Origin of the sequence: Nocardia sp. NPDC056611 (assembly GCF_042792755.1) — a bacterium.
Classification (GTDB): domain Bacteria; phylum Actinomycetota; class Actinomycetes; order Mycobacteriales; family Mycobacteriaceae; genus Nocardia.
This window is the reverse complement of record NZ_JBHTVV010000007.1, coordinates 150,093-169,335: the sequence shown is the minus strand read 5'-3', so window position 1 is coordinate 169,335 and position 19,243 is coordinate 150,093. Positions and strand designations below refer to the sequence as shown.

18 protein-coding genes are annotated in these 19,243 nt (G+C 67.7%); 9 read left to right on the top strand and 9 right to left on the bottom strand.

Translation table 11 applies throughout. From position 1 onward, the window contains the following. The first annotated feature begins 6 nt into the window (after nt 1–6). Both ACFRAQ_RS31160 and ACFRAQ_RS31155 read left to right on the top strand, forming a co-directional pair. A complete protein-coding gene (locus tag ACFRAQ_RS31160) occupies nt 7–519 on the top strand; it encodes an ImmA/IrrE family metallo-endopeptidase (RefSeq protein ID WP_357089776.1) in 513 nt (170 codons plus the stop codon). A 73-nt stretch (nt 520–592) separates the two neighbouring features. Further along, nucleotides 593–1,618 carry a hypothetical protein gene (locus ACFRAQ_RS31155; RefSeq protein ID WP_379105986.1) on the top strand — a complete coding sequence of 342 codons (1,026 nt, stop codon included), beginning with the start codon at nt 593–595 and terminating at the stop codon, nt 1,616–1,618. 587 nt (nt 1,619–2,205) lie between these two features. Here ACFRAQ_RS31155 and ACFRAQ_RS31150 read toward each other — a convergent pair. Then, nucleotides 2,206–2,622 carry a helix-turn-helix domain-containing protein gene (locus ACFRAQ_RS31150; protein ID WP_011207048.1) on the bottom strand — a complete coding sequence of 139 codons (417 nt, stop codon included), beginning with the start codon at nt 2,620–2,622 and terminating at the stop codon, nt 2,206–2,208. Between the two features lie 358 nt (nt 2,623–2,980). Continuing rightward, on the bottom strand, nt 2,981–4,147 hold the full coding sequence (locus ACFRAQ_RS31145) for a steroid 3-ketoacyl-CoA thiolase (RefSeq protein ID WP_357282764.1): 1,167 nt from the start codon (nt 4,145–4,147) through the stop codon (nt 2,981–2,983). 147 nt (nt 4,148–4,294) lie between these two features. Between ACFRAQ_RS31145 and ACFRAQ_RS31140 the strand changes: the two genes are divergently transcribed. Next, complete coding sequence (locus ACFRAQ_RS31140; protein ID WP_379105982.1) at nt 4,295–5,554, top strand: cytochrome P450; 1,260 nt, start codon at nt 4,295–4,297, stop codon at nt 5,552–5,554. 107 nt (nt 5,555–5,661) lie between these two features. Here ACFRAQ_RS31140 and ACFRAQ_RS31135 read toward each other — a convergent pair whose 3' ends face one another. Genes ACFRAQ_RS31135 through ACFRAQ_RS31120 form a run of 4 tightly spaced genes read right to left on the bottom strand, consistent with a single transcriptional unit; the run spans nt 5,662 to nt 9,216 of the window. Then, complete coding sequence (locus ACFRAQ_RS31135; protein ID WP_379105980.1) at nt 5,662–6,078, bottom strand: nuclear transport factor 2 family protein; 417 nt, start codon at nt 6,076–6,078, stop codon at nt 5,662–5,664. Next, nucleotides 6,075–7,241, bottom strand: a complete 1,167-nt coding sequence (locus ACFRAQ_RS31130) for a thiolase domain-containing protein (RefSeq protein ID WP_379105978.1) — start codon at nt 7,239–7,241, stop codon at nt 6,075–6,077. Before ACFRAQ_RS31130 ends, ACFRAQ_RS31135 begins: the two co-directional genes overlap by 4 nt. Then, nucleotides 7,238–8,275, bottom strand: coding sequence for a thiolase domain-containing protein (locus tag ACFRAQ_RS31125; protein WP_357282759.1), 1,038 nt, complete (start codon nt 8,273–8,275; stop codon nt 7,238–7,240). Before ACFRAQ_RS31125 ends, ACFRAQ_RS31130 begins: the two co-directional genes overlap by 4 nt. 17 nt (nt 8,276–8,292) lie before the next feature. Beyond that, complete coding sequence (locus ACFRAQ_RS31120) at nt 8,293–9,216, bottom strand: Zn-ribbon domain-containing OB-fold protein (protein WP_379106251.1); 924 nt, start codon at nt 9,214–9,216, stop codon at nt 8,293–8,295. Between the two features lie 218 nt (nt 9,217–9,434). Between ACFRAQ_RS31120 and ACFRAQ_RS31115 the strand changes: the two genes are divergently transcribed. The 4 genes from ACFRAQ_RS31115 (at nt 9,435) to ACFRAQ_RS31100 (ending at nt 14,085) form a co-directional block, all read left to right on the top strand. Next, entirely contained in the window at nt 9,435–10,472 is a 1,038-nt protein-coding gene (locus ACFRAQ_RS31115) for an LLM class F420-dependent oxidoreductase (RefSeq protein ID WP_379105976.1), read from the top strand. A gap of 173 nt (nt 10,473–10,645) precedes the next feature. Next, the gene (locus tag ACFRAQ_RS31110; protein ID WP_379105974.1) at nt 10,646–12,292 is read left to right on the top strand and encodes an acyl-CoA synthetase; all 1,647 of its coding nucleotides are present in this window, start codon (nt 10,646–10,648) and stop codon (nt 12,290–12,292) included. A 126-nt stretch (nt 12,293–12,418) separates the two neighbouring features. Next, nucleotides 12,419–13,414, top strand: coding sequence for a sigma-70 family RNA polymerase sigma factor (locus ACFRAQ_RS31105; protein WP_379105972.1), 996 nt, complete (start codon nt 12,419–12,421; stop codon nt 13,412–13,414). Nucleotides 13,415–13,446: 32 nt separating this feature from the next. Continuing rightward, on the top strand, nt 13,447–14,085 hold the full coding sequence (locus ACFRAQ_RS31100) for a hypothetical protein (protein WP_379105970.1): 639 nt from the start codon (nt 13,447–13,449) through the stop codon (nt 14,083–14,085). Nucleotides 14,086–14,100: 15 nt separating this feature from the next. On the opposite strand, the gene ACFRAQ_RS31095 is transcribed toward ACFRAQ_RS31100, so the two are convergent. The 3 genes from ACFRAQ_RS31095 to ACFRAQ_RS31085 form a co-directional block, all read right to left on the bottom strand. Continuing rightward, a complete protein-coding gene (locus ACFRAQ_RS31095; protein ID WP_379105968.1) occupies nt 14,101–15,687 on the bottom strand; it encodes an acyl-CoA synthetase in 1,587 nt (528 codons plus the stop codon). A gap of 217 nt (nt 15,688–15,904) precedes the next feature. Next, nucleotides 15,905–16,723 carry a helix-turn-helix domain-containing protein gene (locus tag ACFRAQ_RS31090; protein ID WP_379105966.1) on the bottom strand — a complete coding sequence of 273 codons (819 nt, stop codon included), beginning with the start codon at nt 16,721–16,723 and terminating at the stop codon, nt 15,905–15,907. A gap of 3 nt (nt 16,724–16,726) precedes the next feature. Beyond that, on the bottom strand, nt 16,727–17,140 hold the full coding sequence (locus ACFRAQ_RS31085; protein WP_379105964.1) for a VOC family protein: 414 nt from the start codon (nt 17,138–17,140) through the stop codon (nt 16,727–16,729). A gap of 94 nt (nt 17,141–17,234) precedes the next feature. Between ACFRAQ_RS31085 and ACFRAQ_RS31080 the strand changes: the two genes are divergently transcribed. Both ACFRAQ_RS31080 and ACFRAQ_RS31075 read left to right on the top strand, forming a co-directional pair. Further along, nucleotides 17,235–18,431, top strand: a complete 1,197-nt coding sequence (locus ACFRAQ_RS31080) for a glycosyltransferase (protein ID WP_379105962.1) — start codon at nt 17,235–17,237, stop codon at nt 18,429–18,431. Between the two features lie 94 nt (nt 18,432–18,525). Next, nucleotides 18,526–19,221, top strand: coding sequence for a maleylpyruvate isomerase family mycothiol-dependent enzyme (locus ACFRAQ_RS31075; RefSeq protein WP_379105959.1), 696 nt, complete (start codon nt 18,526–18,528; stop codon nt 19,219–19,221). Nucleotides 19,222–19,243 lie beyond the last annotated feature (22 nt).

Below are 19,243 nucleotides of genomic sequence, written 5' to 3'. Positions count from 1 at the left end.
ACCGCGATGACCGAGAGCAAGGCTCATAGCATCGGGTCCTACCGCCGGGTGGCCGCCGCGGTGGACGCGGTGTGCGCGGTGGCGGCCGACTTCGACGCCACCGACCTGGACGAGGTGGTGCTCGCCATCTCCGCCGAGCGGCGGCGGCCGATCGAGATCGCCAGCGCCACACTGGGTCCGGGCGTGTGCGGCCAGCGCCGCAGCTATCCGGACCGGGACGTGATCGTGCTGGCGCAGGCGCTGCCCAGCCGCGAGCACACCCTCGCGCACGAGCTCGGCCACATCGTCTTCGACCATCCGGGCGAGGCGGCGACCGAAGTGGTGCTGGAGGCCAGCGACGATCTGATCGCCTACATGCTCAGCCAGCGCGCGCATCAGAAGGCCATCGATCTGGGCGACGACGAGCAGTGCGAATGGGAGGCGGAGACTTTCGCGAGCATGCTGATGACCCGCCTGCGGGTGTTCAACAGCCGGGGCGCTGGCGTCTCGGTCCTTCGATTCGATGAGGCGCTCGGATGACCGAGTCAGGGCCCGGAGGAGGCAGCTTGCGTAACCACGTAGGGCCCCTCGGGCATCCGAAGGAGGATGCGGCATGACCTTCTGGTTGGTGGCCATGCTGGTGTGGATGGCCTCGGGCGCGCGCGTCGGGCGCGTGCTGGTGAAACCGGCGACCACGGCTCGGGTCGCGATCGTGATCGCGGTGGCCGCGGTGGCCTTGGCCGCGACGGTCGGGGTGCCGGAAATCGGTCTGGCCGTGGACCATCTGATACCGAACGGAGTCCATGGTCTGTGGCTGGGCGATCGGGTGGTGACGGCGGCGTGGATCATGTTCGCCACCGCCACCTCGGTGGTGGCGTCGGCCGCGTGGCCGGTGGTGTCGCGTCGCAATCTGCGCCAGATCGCCATGATGATCTACGGCGGCGGCGCGCTCGCCATGCTGCTGACCCTGCTCTGGTCGGTGACCTTCGGTTGGGCGATCGTGCTGGTGGAGTGCGTGTTCATCGTGATCACCGGTGTGCGCAACCTGGATTGGACCACCCTCGGCCGCGGCATCGCGCTGTACACGACCGGCACCGGGGTGGTCGGCTTGCTGGCGGCCCTGTCGATTCGCCGCGAGGTGAACGACGAGCCCGTGCCGAATCCGGGTGACGCGGGCTGGTTCTGGCCGATCTGGCAGATCGCGGCGCTGCTCATCGCCATCGGCGCGGTGTGGATCGTGATCGAGCTGTGGTGGCGGGCGCGGGTGCTGCTCAAGCAGATTCGCACCCTGCACCGGGTGCTGATCGCACGGTTCCCGGAGGTGGTGGCGCACGAACAGACCGGTTCGGGCACCCAGCTCAAGGCCTCGGACCAGGTCGCGCAGATCATGGACGCGCTCTACCTGCAGTCCGGCGGCGGTGTGGAGCTGGCCGCGGCCGGTCAGCCGCCGGCCTCGGTGGCCGAGCGGGCGCGGCGGGTGGCCGAGTGGGCGCGGAATCCGTTCGGCGAGGCGGTGATCGACGGCCGCTGGATCTCGCCGCCCGCGGGTGTCAGCCCGCGCGGCTGGGTGCAGGCCATCGCCCGCGCCTATGACGCGGCACCGGCGCGGGCCGCGGTTCCGGGGTCCGCCAAACGGTAGACATTTACTCTTCCATTACCTTTCGAGGCGGGCGGGCATTACCGTCCGGAAGGGCCTCGAAGTTGATCACGCGGAGATCACCGACCGATTTGTGATCTTGTCGCAAATGCGCAAGTCCCGTACCTCGCGTGATTGCCATGGGCGCGGCATTCCGTCGGGCCTTCTCGGTGAGACTTCGTATCCGAGGTTTCGTCTCATCGAACCCGCCGTGCGTGGTACGGGACTTTGCTTGTCACTTGAAGTTGTCACTCTTGCTTGTCGCGGTTGGTGCAATGGGGCGAAACACTCACAGTGCACAAAACGACATAGTGCACAAAACAACTGATTCGGCCATCCGGGTGCACCTGGACGGCGTTATGCCAGTTTTGTGCATACTGCACCAGCGCAGGGGTCTGCGCCACATGGCCTCAGCACGCTGAGACCGGTGCAACATCCTTCACGCGAACCGCATGGTCCGGCGGAGACGCCGGTACTGCCCTGCAAGCAGTACCGGCGACCGCCTTATGTCCGGTCTGGAGCGAGCCCTGTAACAAACCAACACAGTGCGGCCTCCGAGCTAGCCGCACTGTGTTGCTCTGTGGCAGTGCTTATTCCGTGCCATCCGGAGGAATTTCGGGCAAACCTTCGCTTGCCCGCAACTTCTCCGCCATAGACGTGAGGAGATTCTGAGATTCTTCGGACAGGTCGAACGCCCTGCTCGACAGACGACGGAGTCCATAGCCCTGCAGCTGGGACAGCAGCTCGAGATCGTGATCGATCTTCGCCGCGTAGATGTCGTTGAAGAAGTAGTCCGGTTTGACCTTGAAGAACTTTGCCAGAGCAGCCACCGTCTCATCCGACGGGTTCGTGCGCTGTCCCGACCGCAACTGCGACAGATACGGTTTCGAGATCGGGTGGCCGGATGCCGTCAAAGCGGCTGCCACCTCTGCGTTCGTGTGCGGCTTACGCCCCGGGGGATGCACGGTTTCGAACAGCTTGTTCAGCCGCGCCGCGAAATCAGCCATTGTGAGCCGCCCAATTCCCTTCGCTGTACTAACAGTCGTTATCTCGGATACGTATCATTGATATTAGCGGCTCAGTAACTGAAAACCTACGCCTGATTCGCGATTTCCTTGAAGCTTCTAGGCGGTGATCCGGTTCACCCACTGTGGCTTGGGCGTTTGCGGGCCAACCCCACGGTTCTTGCCAAGGGCTTAAGAGCCCCGGTTCTGGCCCGTCGCGGGGGTCTTCCCGGACGGGCCACGGGTAGCCATAAGATAGCTGACGGATCATCTTCTTGTCTGTACCGGATTTTGTGTGGCGTACGCCACGTCTCGCGGCAGGACGGATGAACGTTCAACCTGGCCGAAAATCATTGAGGGACTAGATCCGTTCGATGATCGTGCCCGTCGCGAGGGCCCCGCCGCAGCACATCAGGATCATGGCGGTGCTCTTGTCGGTGCGCTCCAGCTCGTGCAAAGCCGTTGTGATCAAGCGGGATCCGGTGCTGCCGACCGGGTGGCCCAGCGCGATCGCACCGCCATTGACATTCACGCGATCGAAATCCGGCTTGTGCACCGAGGCCCACGACAGCACCACGGAAGCGAAAGCCTCATTGATCTCGAACAAGTCGATATCGGAGATGCTCATGCCGGAACGCTCGAGCAGCCGCTCGCACGCCTGCACGGGTCCGTCGAGGTGGAATTCCGGCTCGCCACCGACCAGGCACTGCGAGACGATGCGGGCGCGCGGACGCAAACCCTCACGCTGCGCGGCCTTTTCGTCCATCAGCAGCACGGCGGCGGCCCCGTCGGAGATCTGCGAGGACGTACCGGCGGTGTGAATTCCGCCCTCCAGCACCGGCTTCAGCTTCGCCAGGCCCTCGCGGTCGGTCGCGCGCAGGCCCTGGTCCTTGCTGATGTCGGCGAACTCGCCGGTGAGGTTGCCCTCCTTGTCGACCTGCGGGGCGTTCTTGATGGTCAGCACCTCGCGGTCGAAGCGGCCCTCGGCCCACGCCTGCGCGGCCAGCCGCTGCGAACGCACGCCCAGCTCCTCGACGTCGTCACGAGTGATGCCGCGCCGCTTGGCGATTCGCTCGGCGGCCTCGAACTGGTTGGGCATGTCGATGTCCCACGACGCGGGGCGGCGCGGCCCGGCGTGCGTTCCGACGTTGGCGCCCAACGGAACATGGCTCATGGACTCGATGCCGCAGGCCATGCCGACCTCGATGGCGCCGGTGGCGATCAGGCCGGCCACCATGCCCGCGGCCTGCTGCGCGGAACCGCACTGGTTGTCGATGGTGACGGCGCCGGTCTGCCACGGCAGTCCGGCGTGCAGCCAGGCGGTGCGGGTGACGTTGTTGCCCTGCTCGCCCACCTGCATGACGCAGCCGCCGACGACCTGCTCGACCAGAGCCGGGTTCAGCTCCGCGCGCTCGAGCACGCCCTGCTGTGCGGCGCCGAGCAGCTCGGCGGCGTGCAGGCCGGCGAGCCAGCCGTTGCGCTTGCCGATCGGGGTGCGCGCGGCCTCGACGATGACGGGAGTACCCATTGTCTTTCCTTCCGGATCAGAACTGCAACGAGTTCACGACCAGTAACGTAAGTCTGTTCCGGACTATTACCTAGTCCCTTCTCTTGTTCTACCCCCTGTGCTTCAATAGCGGTAGAACGTGTTTCAGTTGGTCAAAGGAGACTGCTGGTGGTTGACACTGCAGCCCGGCCCGGAGTGCCGGATGGATTCGACGTCACCGACCCCGAAATTTGGGCGAAGCGAGTGCCGGCCGAAGAGCTTGCCGAACTGCGCAAAACCGCGCCTATCTGGTGGAACCCGAAGTCGCCGGACGTCGGTGGGTTCACCGACGACGGCTTCTGGGTGCTGTCCAAGCATGCCGATGTGAAGACCGTCTCGCGCCGCGACGACGTGTTCTCCACCTATGAGAACACCGCCATCCCGCGGTTCCAGGATGACATCACCCGTGAGCAGATCGATCTGCAGCGTTTCGTTCTGCTGAACAAGGACGCCCCGGAGCACACCAAGCTCCGCAAGATCATCTCCAAGGGCTTCACGCCGCGCGTCATCAACGGCCTGCGCGCCGAGCTGACCGCCCGCGCGCAGTCCATCGTGAAGGCCGCCGTCGAGTCCGGCAACGGCGACTTCGTGGAGCAGGTGGCCGCCGAGCTGCCGCTGCAGGCCATCGCCGAGCTGATCGGTGTGCCGCAGGAAGACCGCATGAAGCTCTTCCAGTGGTCCAACGACATGACCAGCTACGACGATCCGGAATCGAACGCCGACCCGGTGGTCGCCTCCACCGAGATCCTCGGCTACTCGTACCAGATGGCCGAAGCCCGCCGCGCCTGCCCGGCCGACGACATCGTCACCCAGCTGATCAACGCCGACATGGACGGCGAGGCGCTGCTGCCCGAGGAATTCGGCTTCTTCGTCATGATGCTGGCCGTCGCGGGCAACGAGACCACCCGCAACGCCACCACCCACGGCATGATCGCCTTCATGGAGAACCCCGACCAGTGGGAGCTCTTCAAGAAGGAGCGGCCCAAGACCGCCGCCGACGAGATCATCCGCTGGGCCACCCCCGTCAGCTCCTTCCAGCGCACCGCGCTCGAGGACGTCGAGGTCGGCGGCGTGGAGATCAAGAAGGGCCAGCGGGTCATCCTGTCCTACCGCTCGGCCAACTTCGACGAAGAGGTGTTCGAGGACCCGTACACCTTCAACATCCTGCGTGACCCGAACCCGCACCTGTCCTTCGGCGGTACCGGCGCGCACTTCTGCATCGGCGCGAACCTGGCTCGACTCGAGATCGAGATCATCTTCAACGCCATCGCCGACCACATGCCCGACATCTCCAAGCTGGGCGACCCCAAGCGCCTGCGCTCGGGCTGGCTGAACGGCATCAAGGAGTTCCAGGTGGATTACAAGGGCGGCTGCCCTGTAAAGCACTGAGGCACTGATGGTTTGATCCGCCCTGCACCCCTCTCACTCCTCAGGGCGGAGACAAAGAGAAGCGGGCGACTGGATGAATCCAGTCGCCCGCTTCGGTTTTCGAGGCGCTAGGCCTTCTTCGTCGTCGCCATGGCCCGGTCGGTTTCCCAGAACGCGCGCAGGGCAAGGATCTTGCCGTCCTCGTCCACCTTGTAGGTGAAGACGCCTTCGGCATCGATGATGTGCCCGCCCATGGTGGTGCGGATGCGGCCGGTATAGGCCACCTCACGCCCGCACGCGAACGAGTCGTCGAAGAGGAACTCGATCGACTCGGTCTGGGCGATCGCCTTGTCCCAGAACGCCGCGATCGCTTCCGCGCCACGGTGTCCCACGCCCTCGGGATCGAAGAAGGACGGGCCGACGGGATCCTCCACGATGCCGTCGGCGGCGAACAGCGCCACCCAGGCGTCCTTGTCCTTGGCGCGCACCGCGGCCTGCGAGGCCGCGCCCGCCACCCGCGCGGGGTGTTCGGTGGTGGTGGTCATCGCTGCTCGCTCCCGACGACCCACATCGAGAAGTACTGCGAGCCACCGCCGTACGCGTGGCCGAAGGCCTTGCGCGCGTTCTCCACCTGGTAGTCGCCCGCGCGGCCCATGACCTGCTTGGCGGCCTCGGCGAAACGGATCATGCCCGACGCGCCGATCGGGTTGGAGGACAGCACGCCGCCCGACGGGTTGACCGGCAGCTTCCCGCCGATGGCGGTCTCGCCGGCGTCGGTGAGCTTCCAGCCCTCGCCCTCGGGCATGAAGCCCAGGTTCTCCAGCCACATGGGCTCGAACCACGAGAACGGGACGTAGATCTCGGCCGCGTCGATCTCCTCGAGCGGGTTGGTGATCCCGGCCTGCTTCCACAGCGCCGCCGCGGCGGCCTGACCGGCCTTCGGGTTCACCTGGTCGCGGCCCGCGTAGGCGAGCGGCTCGGTGCGCATGGCGGTGCCGTGCACCCACGCGACCTTCTTGCCCTGCGCCTCCACGGCCTTGGCCGATTCCTCGTCACCGATCACGATGGCGCAGGCGCCGTCCGAGGACGGGCAGGTCTCGTCGAAACGGATGGGGTCCCACAGCATCTGGGACGCCATCACCGATTCCACGCTGATGTCGGGCTGGTGCAGGTGCGCGAACGGGTTCCGTGCGCCGTTGCGGCGGTCCTTCACCGCGACCATGGCGCCCACGTGCAGCGGGGCGTTGGAGCGGCGGATGTAGGCGCGCACGTGCGGGGCGAAGTAGCCGCCCGCGCCCGCGCCGACCGGCATGGTGAACGGCACCGGGTTCGACAGCGCCCACATGGCGTTGGACTCGGACTGCTTCTCCCACGCCACGGCCAGCACCCGGCGGTGCACGCCGGCCTGGACCTGGTTGGCCGCGACCACCGCGGTGGAACCGCCGACGGAACCGGCGGTGTGCACCCGGAGCAGCGGCTTTCCGGTGGCGCCCAGCGCGTCCGAGAGGAACAGCTCCGGCATCATGGAGCCCTCGAAGAAGTCGGGGGCCTTGCCGATGACCACGGCGTCGATATCGGCCATGGTCAGGCCGGAGTCCGTGAGAGCCCGGTCGATGGCCTCGCGGATCATTCCGGCCATCGATACATCGGACCGTTTGGTCACGTGATGGGTCTGTCCGGTGCCGAGGACGGCAGCTGCGTAGCTCATGAACGTGCCTCCAGGGTGGCCACCAGGTTCTGCTGCAACGCGGGGCCGCTGGCGGCATGCGCCAGTGCGCGATTCGCGGTGCCATTGATGATTTCGCGGGCGGCGAAGCCGATGCGCTCCAGTCCGGCCGCGAACATGGGGTTGCCCGACAGCGCGCCGCCGGACGGGTTGATCCGGGTGTCCCCGTTCAGGCCGATGGCCTGCTTCAGGATCAGCTCCTCGTGACTGAACTGCGCGTGCAGCTCGGCCACATCGAAACCGCTTGCGTCGCCGCCGGTTACGGCGTTCGCAGCCTTGGCCGCGGACTCCGAGACGGTGAGGTCGCGGGCGCCCAGCACGGGGGAGTCGATGTAGTGCGCCATGCCGGTCAGCCAGGCCGGACGCTCGCACAGTTCGCGGGCCCGGTCGCCGACGGCCAGCACGATGGCGGCCGCGCCATCGGTGATGGGGGCGATGTCATGGGCGCGCAGCGGATCGTTGATCTTCGGCGCGGCCAGCAGCTTGTCGATGTCACCGCCGGTGGTGCGGGCGGCCACCGCGGCCATGTCGGCCTCGGTCCAGCGGCCCGCGTCCAGGCCCGCGCGGGCCTGCAGGCCGGCCATCGACAGCGAGTCCACGCCCAGCGGCGCGACCAGGTACGGGTCGGTCTGCAGACCCAGGATCTGGCGCAGGGTACCGGCCGAAGACTTGCCGAAGCCGTAGACCAGCGCGGTCTGCGCCTGTCCGGAGCGGAGTTTCACCCACGCCTCGTACAGCGCCCAGGCCGCGTCCATCTCCACGTGCGACTCGTTGATCGGCGGCACCGCGCCGATGGAGTCGATCGCCGAGATGAACGAGAAGGCCCGTCCGGCAAGGTAATCCGAGGAGCCGGAGCACCAGAAGTCGATATCGGACACGCCGACGCCGAGCTTCTGCTTGAGCTCGTCGAAGCAGGGCGCGAGCATTTCCACGCCATTGGTGGTGCCGAAGGTCTCCGGCACGTGCGGCGCGTGGGCGAAGCCCACCACCGCGATGTCGGTTGCTGTGTTACTCAAGGTATTTCAGCGCCTCTCTACAGGTGGTGCGCGAAGCTGTCGTAGTCGGCGTCGGGTTCGCCGGTCGGCCGGAAGTGGTCGATATTGGCCATGGACAGGCCCCACTCCTCGCGCGGCTTCCACACCGCCTCGATTCGCATGCCCATCCGGACCTCGCTCGCTTCGACGCCGAGCACCAGGTGCAGGAAGGGAATGTCCGCGCCGTCGAGCAGCACGTAGGCGGCCACGTACGGCGGCTTCAGGCGCTGGCCCATGAACGGCACGTTCACGATGCAGAAGGTGGTCACGATGCCCTTGTCGGACACCTCGACGAAGTCGTCGGTCGGCGAGCCGTCGCGCGGGTCGGCGCCGCGCGGCGGGAAGTACACCTTGCCGTCCAGCTTCGCGCGGGCGCCCAGCAGCTTGCCCTCCATCAGGCCCTTCAGGAAGACGGCTTCCTGCGGCGCGGCGGTGTGCTTGACCGAGAAGTCGATCGGGGTCACGATGCCGGTGACCGGCTCCGCGTCGGCGGTGGACGCCGTTGCCGGAGCGGAGGTCTCGCCCGGTTCGAAGGCCACGATGTCGTGGATGTCGCCGGTGCGCTCGGCCGCCCAGCGGGCCCGCACGCGCATGCCGGTGCTGATGTCAGCGGGGCTCGCCACATCCACCGCGTGCAGGATGGCGGTGTCCGCGCCGTCCAGCTTGATCAGCGCGTAGGCGAAGGGCCGGTCGAACGGCTGGCTCGGGAGCGGCTCGGCCACCCAGGACCAGGTCTGCACGGTGCCGACGTCGGAGACGTCGACGAATTCCGTCAGCGGTTCGGCGGTCTTCGGATCGTATTCCGCGGGCGGCACGATCACGCGCCCATCGGAACCCCGCACCCCGACGACCTTGCCGGCACGCAATTCCGTGAGGAAGCGCCCGATGGTCGGACCGGTGGAGCGGGTGTAGTCGAATTGCATCCGCAGCGGTGCGGACAGTACTTCGGTGTTCCCCAGAGTCACGAGATCGAGTAGAACAGGTTCTAGTGACGGTGGCAAGAGTACGGGCTGCGGCCCTGACGAACGGTCCCGGATGTTCTAGGAAGGAACGAACCTCCGCGCCTGAGCGGTCAGGCGCGGAGGAGGCAGCGGAGCGTAACCATGGAGCGCTCCGCTCTGGTGCGAAAGGAAATCCAGTAATGCGCTTTGGCTTGCAACTCGGATATTGGGGCGCGCAGCCGCCCGCCAATACGCGGGAGCTGATCGCGGCTGCTGAGGAGACCGGCTTCGACGCCGTCTTCACCGCCGAATCGTGGGGCTCGGACGCATTCACCCCGCTGGCCTGGTACGGCTCCGACACCAGCCGGGTCCGGCTGGGCACCTCGGTCGTGCAGATGTCGGCGCGCACCCCCACCGCGACCGCCATGGCCGCGCTGACCATCGACCACCTCAGCGGCGGCCGGCACATCCTCGGCCTCGGCGTCTCCGGCCCGCAGGTGGTCGAGGGCTGGTACGGCCAGCCCTTCGCCAAGCCGCTGGCCCGCACCCGCGAGTACGTCTCGATCGTGCGGCAGGTGCTGGCCCGCGAGGGCAAGGTGACCAGTGCGGGCCCGCACTACCCGCTGCCCTACGGCGGTCCCGGCGCCACCGGATTCGGCAAGCCGCTCAAGTCGATCACCCACCCGCTGCGCTCGGACGTGCCGATCTGGCTCGGCGCCGAGGGGCCCAAGAACGTGGCCCTGACCGCGGAGATCGCCGACGGCTGGCTGGCCATCTACTACACGCCGCGGCTGGCCGACATGTACAACGAATGGCTCGACGAGGGCTTCTCCCGGCCGGGCGCGCGGCGCTCGCGCGAGGACTTCGAGATCGCGGCCACCGCGCAGGTCATCCTCACCGACGACCCCAAGGCCGAACTGGATCGGCTGCGGCCGTTCATGGCGCTCTACATCGGCGGCATGGGCGCGGAGGAACTCAACTTCCACGCCGAGGTGTACCGGCGCATGGGCTACGGCGAGCAGGTCGACGAGATCACCCGGCTCTTCCGCACCGGCCGCAAGGAGGAGGCCGCGGCGGTCGTCCCCGACGAGCTGATCCTCGACACCACGATCATCGGCAACGAGGCGCAGGTGCGTGAGCAGCTGAAGGTGTGGGAGCAGGCGGGCGTCACCATGATGCTGGTCGGCGTCCGCGACGTGGCGCAGTTCGAGAAGCTGAAGCCGCTCATCGAGTCGTAAGGACCGGTGCGGTCCGGAAGGGCGCGCCCTGCTGAGCGGGGTGCGCTCTTCCTGTTTGTCCCCATCCGGGGGTACGTCACCGTACTGTCGTGACAGGGGGCACTTCCGCTCAGTGGGACGGGTGCGAAAACAGTGGCTTGTCACACACAAGAACACGTTCTATTTTGGTCCCTGTGAGCTACAACATTGCGGACCTTGTCGAGCACACCATCGACCTCATGCCGGAACGTGTCGCGCTGGTTGACGACACCCGCTCGGTCACCTACGCCGAGCTGGAGGACCGTGTCAACCGGCTGGCGCACTACCTGCAGGAACAGGGAGTGCAGCCGGGTGACAAGGTCGGCGTCTACTCGCGCAACACCATCGAGGCCGTCGAGGCCATGGTGGCCATCTTCAAGGCGCGGGCAGTCATGATCAACGTGAACTACCGCTACGTTGAGAACGAGTTGCAGTACATCTTCGAGAACTCGGACATGGTCGCGCTGCTGCACGAGCGTCGCTACAGCGACAAGGTGGCCAACGTGGTCCCCAACGTGCCCGCGATCAAGACCGTGATCACCGTCGAGGACGGCACCGACCTGCCGCTGCCCCCGACCGCGATCGAATACGAGGCGGCCCTGGCCTCCTCGCACGGTGAGCGCGACTTCGAGGAGCGCACCTCCGACGACATCATGATGATCTACACCGGTGGCACCACCGGCATGCCCAAGGGCGTCATGTGGCGGCAGGAGGACTGGTGGCGCGTGCTCGGCGGCGGCATCAACTTCTACACCGGTGAATTCGTCGAGGACGAATGGCAGCAGTCCAAGGGCGGCGCCAGCGGCAGCGCCCCGATGGTGCGCTACCCGATCCCGCCGCTAATCCACGGCGGCGCGTTCACCGCGACCCTGCACAGCCTCTTCGACGGCGGCAAGGCCGTGATGCTGCCCGAGTTCAGCGGCCACGGCGTCTGCCGCGCGGTGCAGAACCACGGGGTCAACATGATCTTCATTACCGGTGACGCCATGGCCCGTCCGATCCTGGACGCGCTGGGCGAGGGCAACCCGGAAACCGGTGCGCCCTACGACCATTCGGCCCTGTGGGTGCTGGCCAGCAGCGCGGCGCTGTTCTCGCCCGTGCTCAAGGACGAGTTCATCGAGCGCTTCCCGAACGCGCTCATCACCGACTCCATCGGCGCGTCCGAGACCGGCTTCGGCGGTCTGGCCGTGGCCACCAAGGGCGCCACCCACACCGGCGGCCCGCGTGTGAAGATCGACGGCTCCACCAAGGTCATCGACGAGGAGGGCAACGAGGTCGCCCCCGGCTCCGGCCAGGTCGGCATGCTCGCCCGCACCGGCAACATCCCGATCGGCTACTACAACGACCCGGTCAAGACCGCCGAGACGTTCAAGGAGTTCAACGGCAAGCGCTACTCCATCCCCGGCGACTTCGCCCGGGTGGAGGACGACGGCACCGTCACCATGCTCGGCCGCGGCTCGGTGTCGATCAACTCCGGTGGCGAGAAGATCTTCCCCGAAGAGGTCGAGGGCGCGCTGAAGGCGCATCCCGACGTGTTCGACGCCCTGGTCGTCGGCGTGCCGGACGAGCGCTGGGGCAACCGCGTCGTCGCGGTCGTGGCCTGCCGCGGCGAGGCCCGTCCGACCCTGGAGGAGCTGCGCCCGACCCTGGTCAAGGAGATCTCCTCCTACAAGATGCCGCGCAGCCTGTGGTACGTGGACGAGATCAAGCGCTCGCCCGCCGGCAAGCCGGACTACAAGTGGGCCAAGGCTCAGACCGAGGCCCGCGAGGCCGACAACCACGCCCAGGCGTCGTCGAAGTAGCTCGACCCAGCTCTCCGAACTCCGAGATTTGTTGTGGGTGAATAGTGCCCGTCCGCTTTCTGCGGGCGGGCATTCGCTCGTTTCGACGGGTGTTTCTTGTCGGTGGGCTGTGCGAGGCTGTCAGGCATGAGCGAGAAGGTGGGCGGCACCGTATCGGATGATGTACTGCGTTCTTTCGAGGGCCATCGGCGCGAACTGTGCGCCTACGCGTATCGAATGCTCGGATCCTCGTTCGAGGCCGAGGACGCGGTGCAGGAGACCTTCACGCGGGCCTGGAAGTCCTACGACTCGTTCGAGGGCCGGGCCAGCATCCGCTCCTGGCTGTACAAGATCGCCACCAATGTCTGTCTGGACATGCTGGACGGCCCGCAGCGCCGGGCCCGGCCCATGGACCTCAACGGACCCTCCACACCCGATTCGCAGTTGCCCGCGCCGGAGCCGGATTACGTGTGGGTGGAACCGATTCCGAACGCGCTCGCCTTCGGCGCCGACCCCGCCGAGGCCGCCAGCACCAAGGACACCCTGCGCCTGGCCTTCGTCGCCGCCGTGCAGCATCTGCCCGCCAGCCAGCGCGCGATCCTCATCATGCGTGAGGTGCTGCGCTTCTCCGCCGGCGAGACCGCCGACATGCTGAATGTCTCGCCCGCCTCGGTGAACAGCGCTCTGCAACGGGCCCGCGCCACCATGTCGAAGGTGCAGGAGACCGCCACCGTCTCCGATCCCTTCGACGAGCGCAACGAGCAGCAGCGCAAGCTGGTCGACGACTTCGTGAAGGCCTTCGAGGCCTATGACATGAGCGCCCTGACCGAGCTGCTGAAAGCCGATGTGGCCCTGTCCATGCCGCCGTTCTCGCTGTGGGTGTCCGGCCCCGAGAACGTGGCCGCCTTCATGCTCGGCACCGGCCAGGCCTGCCGCGATTCCCGCATGGTGCCCCTGGAGGGCGCGAACGGCCTGCCCGCCTTCGGCCACTACAAGCCCGGCGACGAGCCCGGCGTCTGGATCCCGTGGTCCATCACCACGCTGGAACTCTCCGGCGACCGTATCTCCGGCCTCACCTTCTTCCTCGACACCGAGAAGCTGTTCCCCCTCTTCGGTCTCCCCATGGAGCTACGCCCGAACTAGGCTCTCCGCCACGGGAGTCCGGGGAGGGGCGCATGACGGTCGAGTTGCACGCGGACGAGCGGTGGGCGCAGAATCTGCGCCGCATGCTGGTGGGAGTCCGGCACGAGGCGGTCATGGCCATCGCCCGCCCGGTCCGGCCGGAGACCGAATACCGCGCGGAGGACACGGTTTTCCGGCAGTTGCACGAGGCCGGAAAGCAGGTGCGGGTGCTGCTGTCGGCCGCGTATGTGAGCAGCCGGGGCCGACAGTCGGTGCTGCGGCAGTTCACCCTCGGCTCGCGGATCCGGGTCACCGACGCCGATTTCTGTAATGCGCTGATCGTCGATCGTGAGCGGGCGGCGCTGTGGTCGGCCGCGCCGGGGGAGGAGCCGCGCGGATACCTGGTGGCCGAACCCGCGCTGCTCGGCGTGGTGCACCAGTTCGCCACCCGCACCTGGCATTCCGCGCGCGACCTGCGCGAGCACCTGGAGGTGCGGGACGGCCTGGACGCGGTGGCGCTCGCGGTGGTCGAGCAGCTGTCCACCGGGGCCAAGGACGAGACCGCGGCCCGGGCGCTGGGGGTGTCGCTGCGCACCTACCGGCGCTACGTCGCCCAGCTCATGACGCGGTTCGAGGTGAGCACCCGCTTCCAGCTCGGGATGCGGGTGCGGGAGCTCGGGCTGCTGGGCTGATCAGGCGGCGGCTGGTCAGCGGGGCGCGCGCAGGTCCTCGGGGTGCGCGGCCGCGAACCGTTTGGCGGCGGGATAGTTCGCCTTGCCGCTCGGCTGCCGCATGACCGTGCCGACCAGCCAATAGCCGCGTGGCGCTTTGTATCCCGCGACCTTGGTCCGCACGTGGGCGTCGAGTTCGGCGAGATCGATCGCGGTCGAGGTCCGCGGCTGCACCACCGCGGCGACGGCCTGCCCGAACCGTTCGTGCGGGATGCCGATCACCAGCGCGTCGAAGACGTCCGGATGGGACTTGAGCGCCGTCTCGACCTCCTCGGGGAACACCTTCTCGCCACCGGTATTGATGCACTCCGACCCGCGGCCGAGCAGGGTGACGGTGCCGTCGGCCTCGTAGCGGGCGTAATCACCCGGCGCGACATACCGTTTGCCGTCGACCTCGACGAAGATGGTCTTCGTCTTCTCCGGGTCCTTGTAGTACCCGATCGGCACATGCCCGGTCCGCGCCATCCGGCCGACGGCTCCGGGGACGGGCGCCACGAGGCGGCCGTCGTCGTCCAGCAGCGCGGACTGCGCTCCGAACTTCACCCGCGGGCCCCGCGTGTGGTCGGAATCCCGGGTGACCGTGGACAGTCCGGTGCTGCCGCTCTCCGACGACCCGATCACGTCGGTGACGAACAGGTTGGGGAAGGTCGCGAGGTACTCCTGTTTGAGCGAGTGCGAGAACAGCGCGGCGTGACTGCTGAACGCCCACAGGGACGGCACCTCGTACCGCCCCGCGTGATACGCCTCGAGCAGCGGCTTGGCCATGGCGTCGCCGACCACGGTCAGCACATTGACCCGGTGCTTCGCCACCACCCGCCAGACCTCGTCGGCGTCGAACCGCGGCACGAGAACCACTGTGCCGCCCGAGTGCAGGGCGAGGAAGGCCGCCCACTGGGCGGCGCCGTGGATGAGCGGCGAGAGCGGGGCCATGACGATCCCCTCGGGTGCGGACGCGGCGTTCTTCGCCAATTCCCATTCGTCCGAGACATATTCGCCGGTGACATGGTTGATGCCGCCGCCGAGCGCCCGCCAGACGTCCTCGTGCCGCCACATGACGCCCTTGGGCAGGCCGGTGGTGCCGCCCGTATAGAGGATGTACAGATCGTCGCCGCTGCGCGGACCGAAATCACGTTCCGGGGACTGCGCGGCGAGGGCGGCGTCGTAATGGGTTCCTATCGCGAGTGTTTCGGTCAGGTCCGGCGCGGACCCGCGGACGGCTTCGACGATTTCGGTGAATTCCGCTTCGTGGATAATTGCTTTCAAATCCGCGTTGCCGACGATATAGCGCACCTCGTCGGCGACATACCGATAATTCACGCTCACCGAGACGGCTCGCAGTTTGTAGGCCGCGAGCATCGTTTCCAAGGCTTCGATGGAATTGCGTGAATAGATGCCGACGTGGTCGCCGGGGCCGATGCCGCGGGCGGCGAGGTGGTGGGCGAGCCGGTTGGCGCGGTCGTCGAGTTCGCGGTAGGTGAGGCGCCGGTCCTCGCAGATGAGGGCGGTCCGCTCCGGGACCGCGTCGACCGCGTGCTCGAACAGATCTGCAACAGTGAAAGCCATGGGCTCACCCTCGCTTTCGCGGGGGTGGAGCGCGGGTTCATCGGTTGGCAGGAAGCTGACACGGCCCGGGCGCGCGGGGGGAATGTTCCGCGGGCCGATCCCCTCCTGTCCAGATGTAGACATGAACCCGGCCCGCGGTCCCTCTACCCTCGCCGCCGGGCTGACCAAGATCAAGATCAGCAGGTCACCCGTATTGGGTGGCAGCCGGATTTGCGGATTACCAGAGGACGATGTTCGAGGTGTCGGGATCGGCCGTGGCGGGGTCCGGGTAGCGGGGCGTGAGGCTGAAGAGCTCCACGTCGCGGTTCGGGAACGCCCACCGCAGGCAGTCCATTTGGTATTCCGTGACCACTCCGGTGGCGGGGTCGCGGAGCAGGAGGGAATCGTCGGCGAGGATCTCGCGTGGGCACGGGGTGTTCCAGATGCGGTCGAACTCGGGGCTCGACCGGCAGGCTTCGCGGATCTCGCGGACGCGTTCGACCGGGGTGTTCGCCAGGGAGTACTCCGTGAGGGCCCAGACCAGGCGGTGAACGAAATCGGCCCAGTTGACCAGGTATTCGGATGCCCGAGGTTCGTTCATCGTGGCCACGATGACGTTGAGGGGGCGGTCGGGAGCGCCGAGCCGCGGGTCCAGCCACGGGAACAGACGGCAGGCCACCGCATTGGCCGCCAGAATATTGTTCTCGGGAACCTGGTGCAGGGAGGCGGGGCCGCGCAGGTTGCGCATGAAGGCCAGCATGCCGTCGGTCACCGAGCCCTCGGCCGCGGCCGACACCGACAGGTCGTCGCCGGTGGCGATCGACCACAGCACCCGCCGCCGGTTCACCGGTATCTCGAAGAGCACGGCCAGTGCGTTGAGCATGCCGGGATGCGGGAGGCGCTGGCCGTTCTCGATCTTCTCGTAGCCGCTGCGGGACATGTGCAGCGCCTCGGCGACGGCGCGCTGGGTCATGCCGTGGCGGAGTCGTTCCCGTTTGAGGTACGCGCCCAGTGATATCCCGTGGGGGCCTTCGGACTCAGGACTATCGGCGCGCATCGATCACACAGGATAAGCCATGTAGAACGGCTCCCACTGGTGGCCGTCGAGGTCGAGGAAGGTGCGGCCGTACATGCCGACCTCGGCTTCCTGGGCCCGGCGGTCCGCACTGACCTCCTCCTGGCCGCCCGCGGCCAGCGCGGCCTCCAGCAGCGCGTCGACCTCCTGGGCACTGCCCAGGGCGAGCGCGTAGACACTGCCGACGGTGCCGCGGGTGTCGCCCAGCGGGCGGCGGCCGAAGGTGGTGAAGAACTCGTGCGTCAGCAGCATGACGCAGATGTTGTCGTCGACCACGATGCAAGCGGCGTTGCCGTCGGTGAAGTCCTGATTCACCTTCCAGCCGATGGACTCGTAGAAGCGCTTGGACCGGTCCAGGTCGGCGACGGGCAGATTGATGAAGATCATCTTGCTCGGCATGGTGGCGCGTCCCCTCTCATTCGATGTACTGATGAGGACGAAGCGGGTGCGGGAAACTCATCGGTCGTGCGAGAGTTGCCGGTGGAGGTGCCCGATGAGCCACAGCTATCTGATCGCCCTCACCGGCAGCGGGGGAACGGTTCCGCCGGAGCTGGGGGTGGTGCGGCGGCTGGTGCGCCGGGGCCATCGGGTGACGGTGCTGGCGGAGGAATCGCTGGCCGAGGCGGTGGCCGCGACGGGCGCGCGGCTGCGCCCCCGGGCCGGGGCCGGATTCGCGCGCGACACCGCCGACGAGATCGACGCGAATCGGCCCGATCTGGTGCTGGCCTCCTTCTTCGCCTTCGGCGCCATGGTCGCCGCGCAGGCCTGCGAGACGCCGTTCTCGGTGCTGATCCCCGGTGTCTATCCGCTGCCGGTGGAGGGCGGTCCACCGCCGGGCACCGGCTTCGCGCCCGCGCACGGACCGGTCGGGCGGCTACGTGACCGTTTGGTTGGTTCGCTGGTGCAGCGGCGCTGGGACGAGGAGCTGCTACCCAAGCTCAACGCCCTGCGCTCGGATTTCGGGCTGGAACGTCTGGCGCACTACCAGGATCAGGCGCGACTGGCCCGCCGCCAGCTCGTCTTGTCCAGTGCCGCTTTCGATTTCCCCGGTCAAGGACCCGACGGGGTGCGCTGGGTCGGCCCCATCCTCGACGAACCCGACTGGGTCGCCGACACCACCTGGACTCAGACCGACGGCGGCGACCCGCTGGTGCTGGTCGCGCTGTCCACCACGTTCCAGCGTCAAACCGACTGCCTGCAAAGAATTTCCGAGGCGCTGGGCCAGCTACCCGTGCGCGGCGTCATCACCACCGGACCCGCGATCGATCCCGCCGAACTCCGTGTGCCCCATAATGTGTCGGTCCTGCGCGACGCCCCGCACCGCGAGATCATGCGCCACGCCAGCCTGGTCGTCACCCACGGCGGCCACGGCACGCTGATGAAATCCTTCGCCGCCGATCTGCCGGTCGTGGTCCTCCCGCACGGTCGCGACCACGCCGACAACGCCGCCCGCGTCCGCGCTCACGACGCCGGAATCGTCCTGCCGCGCACCGCCACTCCGCAGCGCATCGCCCGCGCCGTCCGGCACACCCTGCGCACCCCGGCCCACTATCGCGCCGCCGCCGAACTGGGCCGCGCCATCCGCCGCGACGCGCGCGGCGAGGCGCTGCTGCGCGAGCTGGAGCCGTCGCCCGAACACCCCGAACAGGTGGGGGAGCGAGTCTTCTCGGTCCGCGAACTCGAGTCCTGAGCATCCGCGCGACACCGGAGGTTTGGCCGAATTTCGCGCGCCACCGGCCGGATATGGCTGGCACGCTGCGGTTTCTCTGTTTAGCGTGAGCCGCATGGATTTCCTGGCCGTTGTGCGCGAGAAGTTGAACGAGTTCGGCGAACTGATCACGCCGGAGGTCGAGCTGTCCGCGCCCGTCCCGTCCTGCGGCGACTGGACCTTCTACGACCTGGCCGACCATGTCGGTCAGGGGAATCTGTGGGTGACCACCGCGGTCCTGGAGCAGCGCGGGGACTTTCAGGGCGAGCCCGCGCCCAAGGACCCGGTGGGTCTGCGCACTTGGTACGACGGCACGTCGAAGGCGATGATCGACGCGCTGTCGGTCGATCCCGAGACTCCGGCCTGGACCTTCACCTCGCAGATGCCGCGCAAGGTCGGTTTCTGGCAGCGCCGCCGCGCGCAGGAAACCCTCATGCACCTGTGGGACGGCCAGGATGCGCTGGGCACGGCCGAGGCGTTCGATCCGGCGCTCGCCGCCGACGGCGTGACCGAGGTGTTCGAACTGTTCGCGCCCCGCATGATCCTGCGCGGCCTGGCGAGCGAGCCGACCGCGGGGATCAGCCTGCGCGCCACCGACACCGGCGACAGCTGGACCTACGGCCCGGGCGCGCCGGTGGCCGAACTCTCCGGCACCGCGTCCGATCTGCTGCTGGCGCTGTGGGCTCGCAAGGAGCTCGACGACGCCGCGCTGAGCTGGCAGGGGAACTGGGCGGAGGGCAAGCAGGTGCTCGCGGGCCCGCTGGTGCCGTGACGGCGGAAACCGTTCCCCAGCA

Excerpts from the sequence above, each read along its gene's own strand:
- ACFRAQ_RS31115 (WP_379105976.1), top strand. The coding sequence starts at position 9,435 with ATGCGCTTTGGCTTGCAACTCGGATATTGGGGCGCGCAGCCGCCCGCC.
- ACFRAQ_RS31105 (WP_379105972.1), top strand. The coding sequence starts at position 12,419 with ATGAGCGAGAAGGTGGGCGGCACCGTATCGGATGATGTACTGCGTTCT.
- ACFRAQ_RS31145 (WP_357282764.1), bottom strand. The coding sequence starts at position 4,147 with ATGGGTACTCCCGTCATCGTCGAGGCCGCGCGCACCCCGATCGGCAAG.
- ACFRAQ_RS31155 (WP_379105986.1), top strand. The coding sequence starts at position 593 with ATGACCTTCTGGTTGGTGGCCATGCTGGTGTGGATGGCCTCGGGCGCG.
- ACFRAQ_RS31130 (WP_379105978.1), bottom strand. The coding sequence starts at position 7,241 with ATGAGCTACGCAGCTGCCGTCCTCGGCACCGGACAGACCCATCACGTG.
- ACFRAQ_RS31085 (WP_379105964.1), bottom strand. The coding sequence starts at position 17,140 with ATGCCGAGCAAGATGATCTTCATCAATCTGCCCGTCGCCGACCTGGAC.
- ACFRAQ_RS31080 (WP_379105962.1), top strand. The coding sequence starts at position 17,235 with ATGAGCCACAGCTATCTGATCGCCCTCACCGGCAGCGGGGGAACGGTT.
- ACFRAQ_RS31100 (WP_379105970.1), top strand. The coding sequence starts at position 13,447 with ATGACGGTCGAGTTGCACGCGGACGAGCGGTGGGCGCAGAATCTGCGC.
- ACFRAQ_RS31135 (WP_379105980.1), bottom strand. The coding sequence starts at position 6,078 with ATGACCACCACCACCGAACACCCCGCGCGGGTGGCGGGCGCGGCCTCG.
- ACFRAQ_RS31075 (WP_379105959.1), top strand. The coding sequence starts at position 18,526 with ATGGATTTCCTGGCCGTTGTGCGCGAGAAGTTGAACGAGTTCGGCGAA.
- ACFRAQ_RS31160 (WP_357089776.1), top strand. The coding sequence starts at position 7 with ATGACCGAGAGCAAGGCTCATAGCATCGGGTCCTACCGCCGGGTGGCC.
- ACFRAQ_RS31095 (WP_379105968.1), bottom strand. The coding sequence starts at position 15,687 with ATGGCTTTCACTGTTGCAGATCTGTTCGAGCACGCGGTCGACGCGGTC.
- ACFRAQ_RS31150 (WP_011207048.1), bottom strand. The coding sequence starts at position 2,622 with ATGGCTGATTTCGCGGCGCGGCTGAACAAGCTGTTCGAAACCGTGCAT.
- ACFRAQ_RS31090 (WP_379105966.1), bottom strand. The coding sequence starts at position 16,723 with ATGCGCGCCGATAGTCCTGAGTCCGAAGGCCCCCACGGGATATCACTG.
- ACFRAQ_RS31120 (WP_379106251.1), bottom strand. The coding sequence starts at position 9,216 with ATGCAATTCGACTACACCCGCTCCACCGGTCCGACCATCGGGCGCTTC.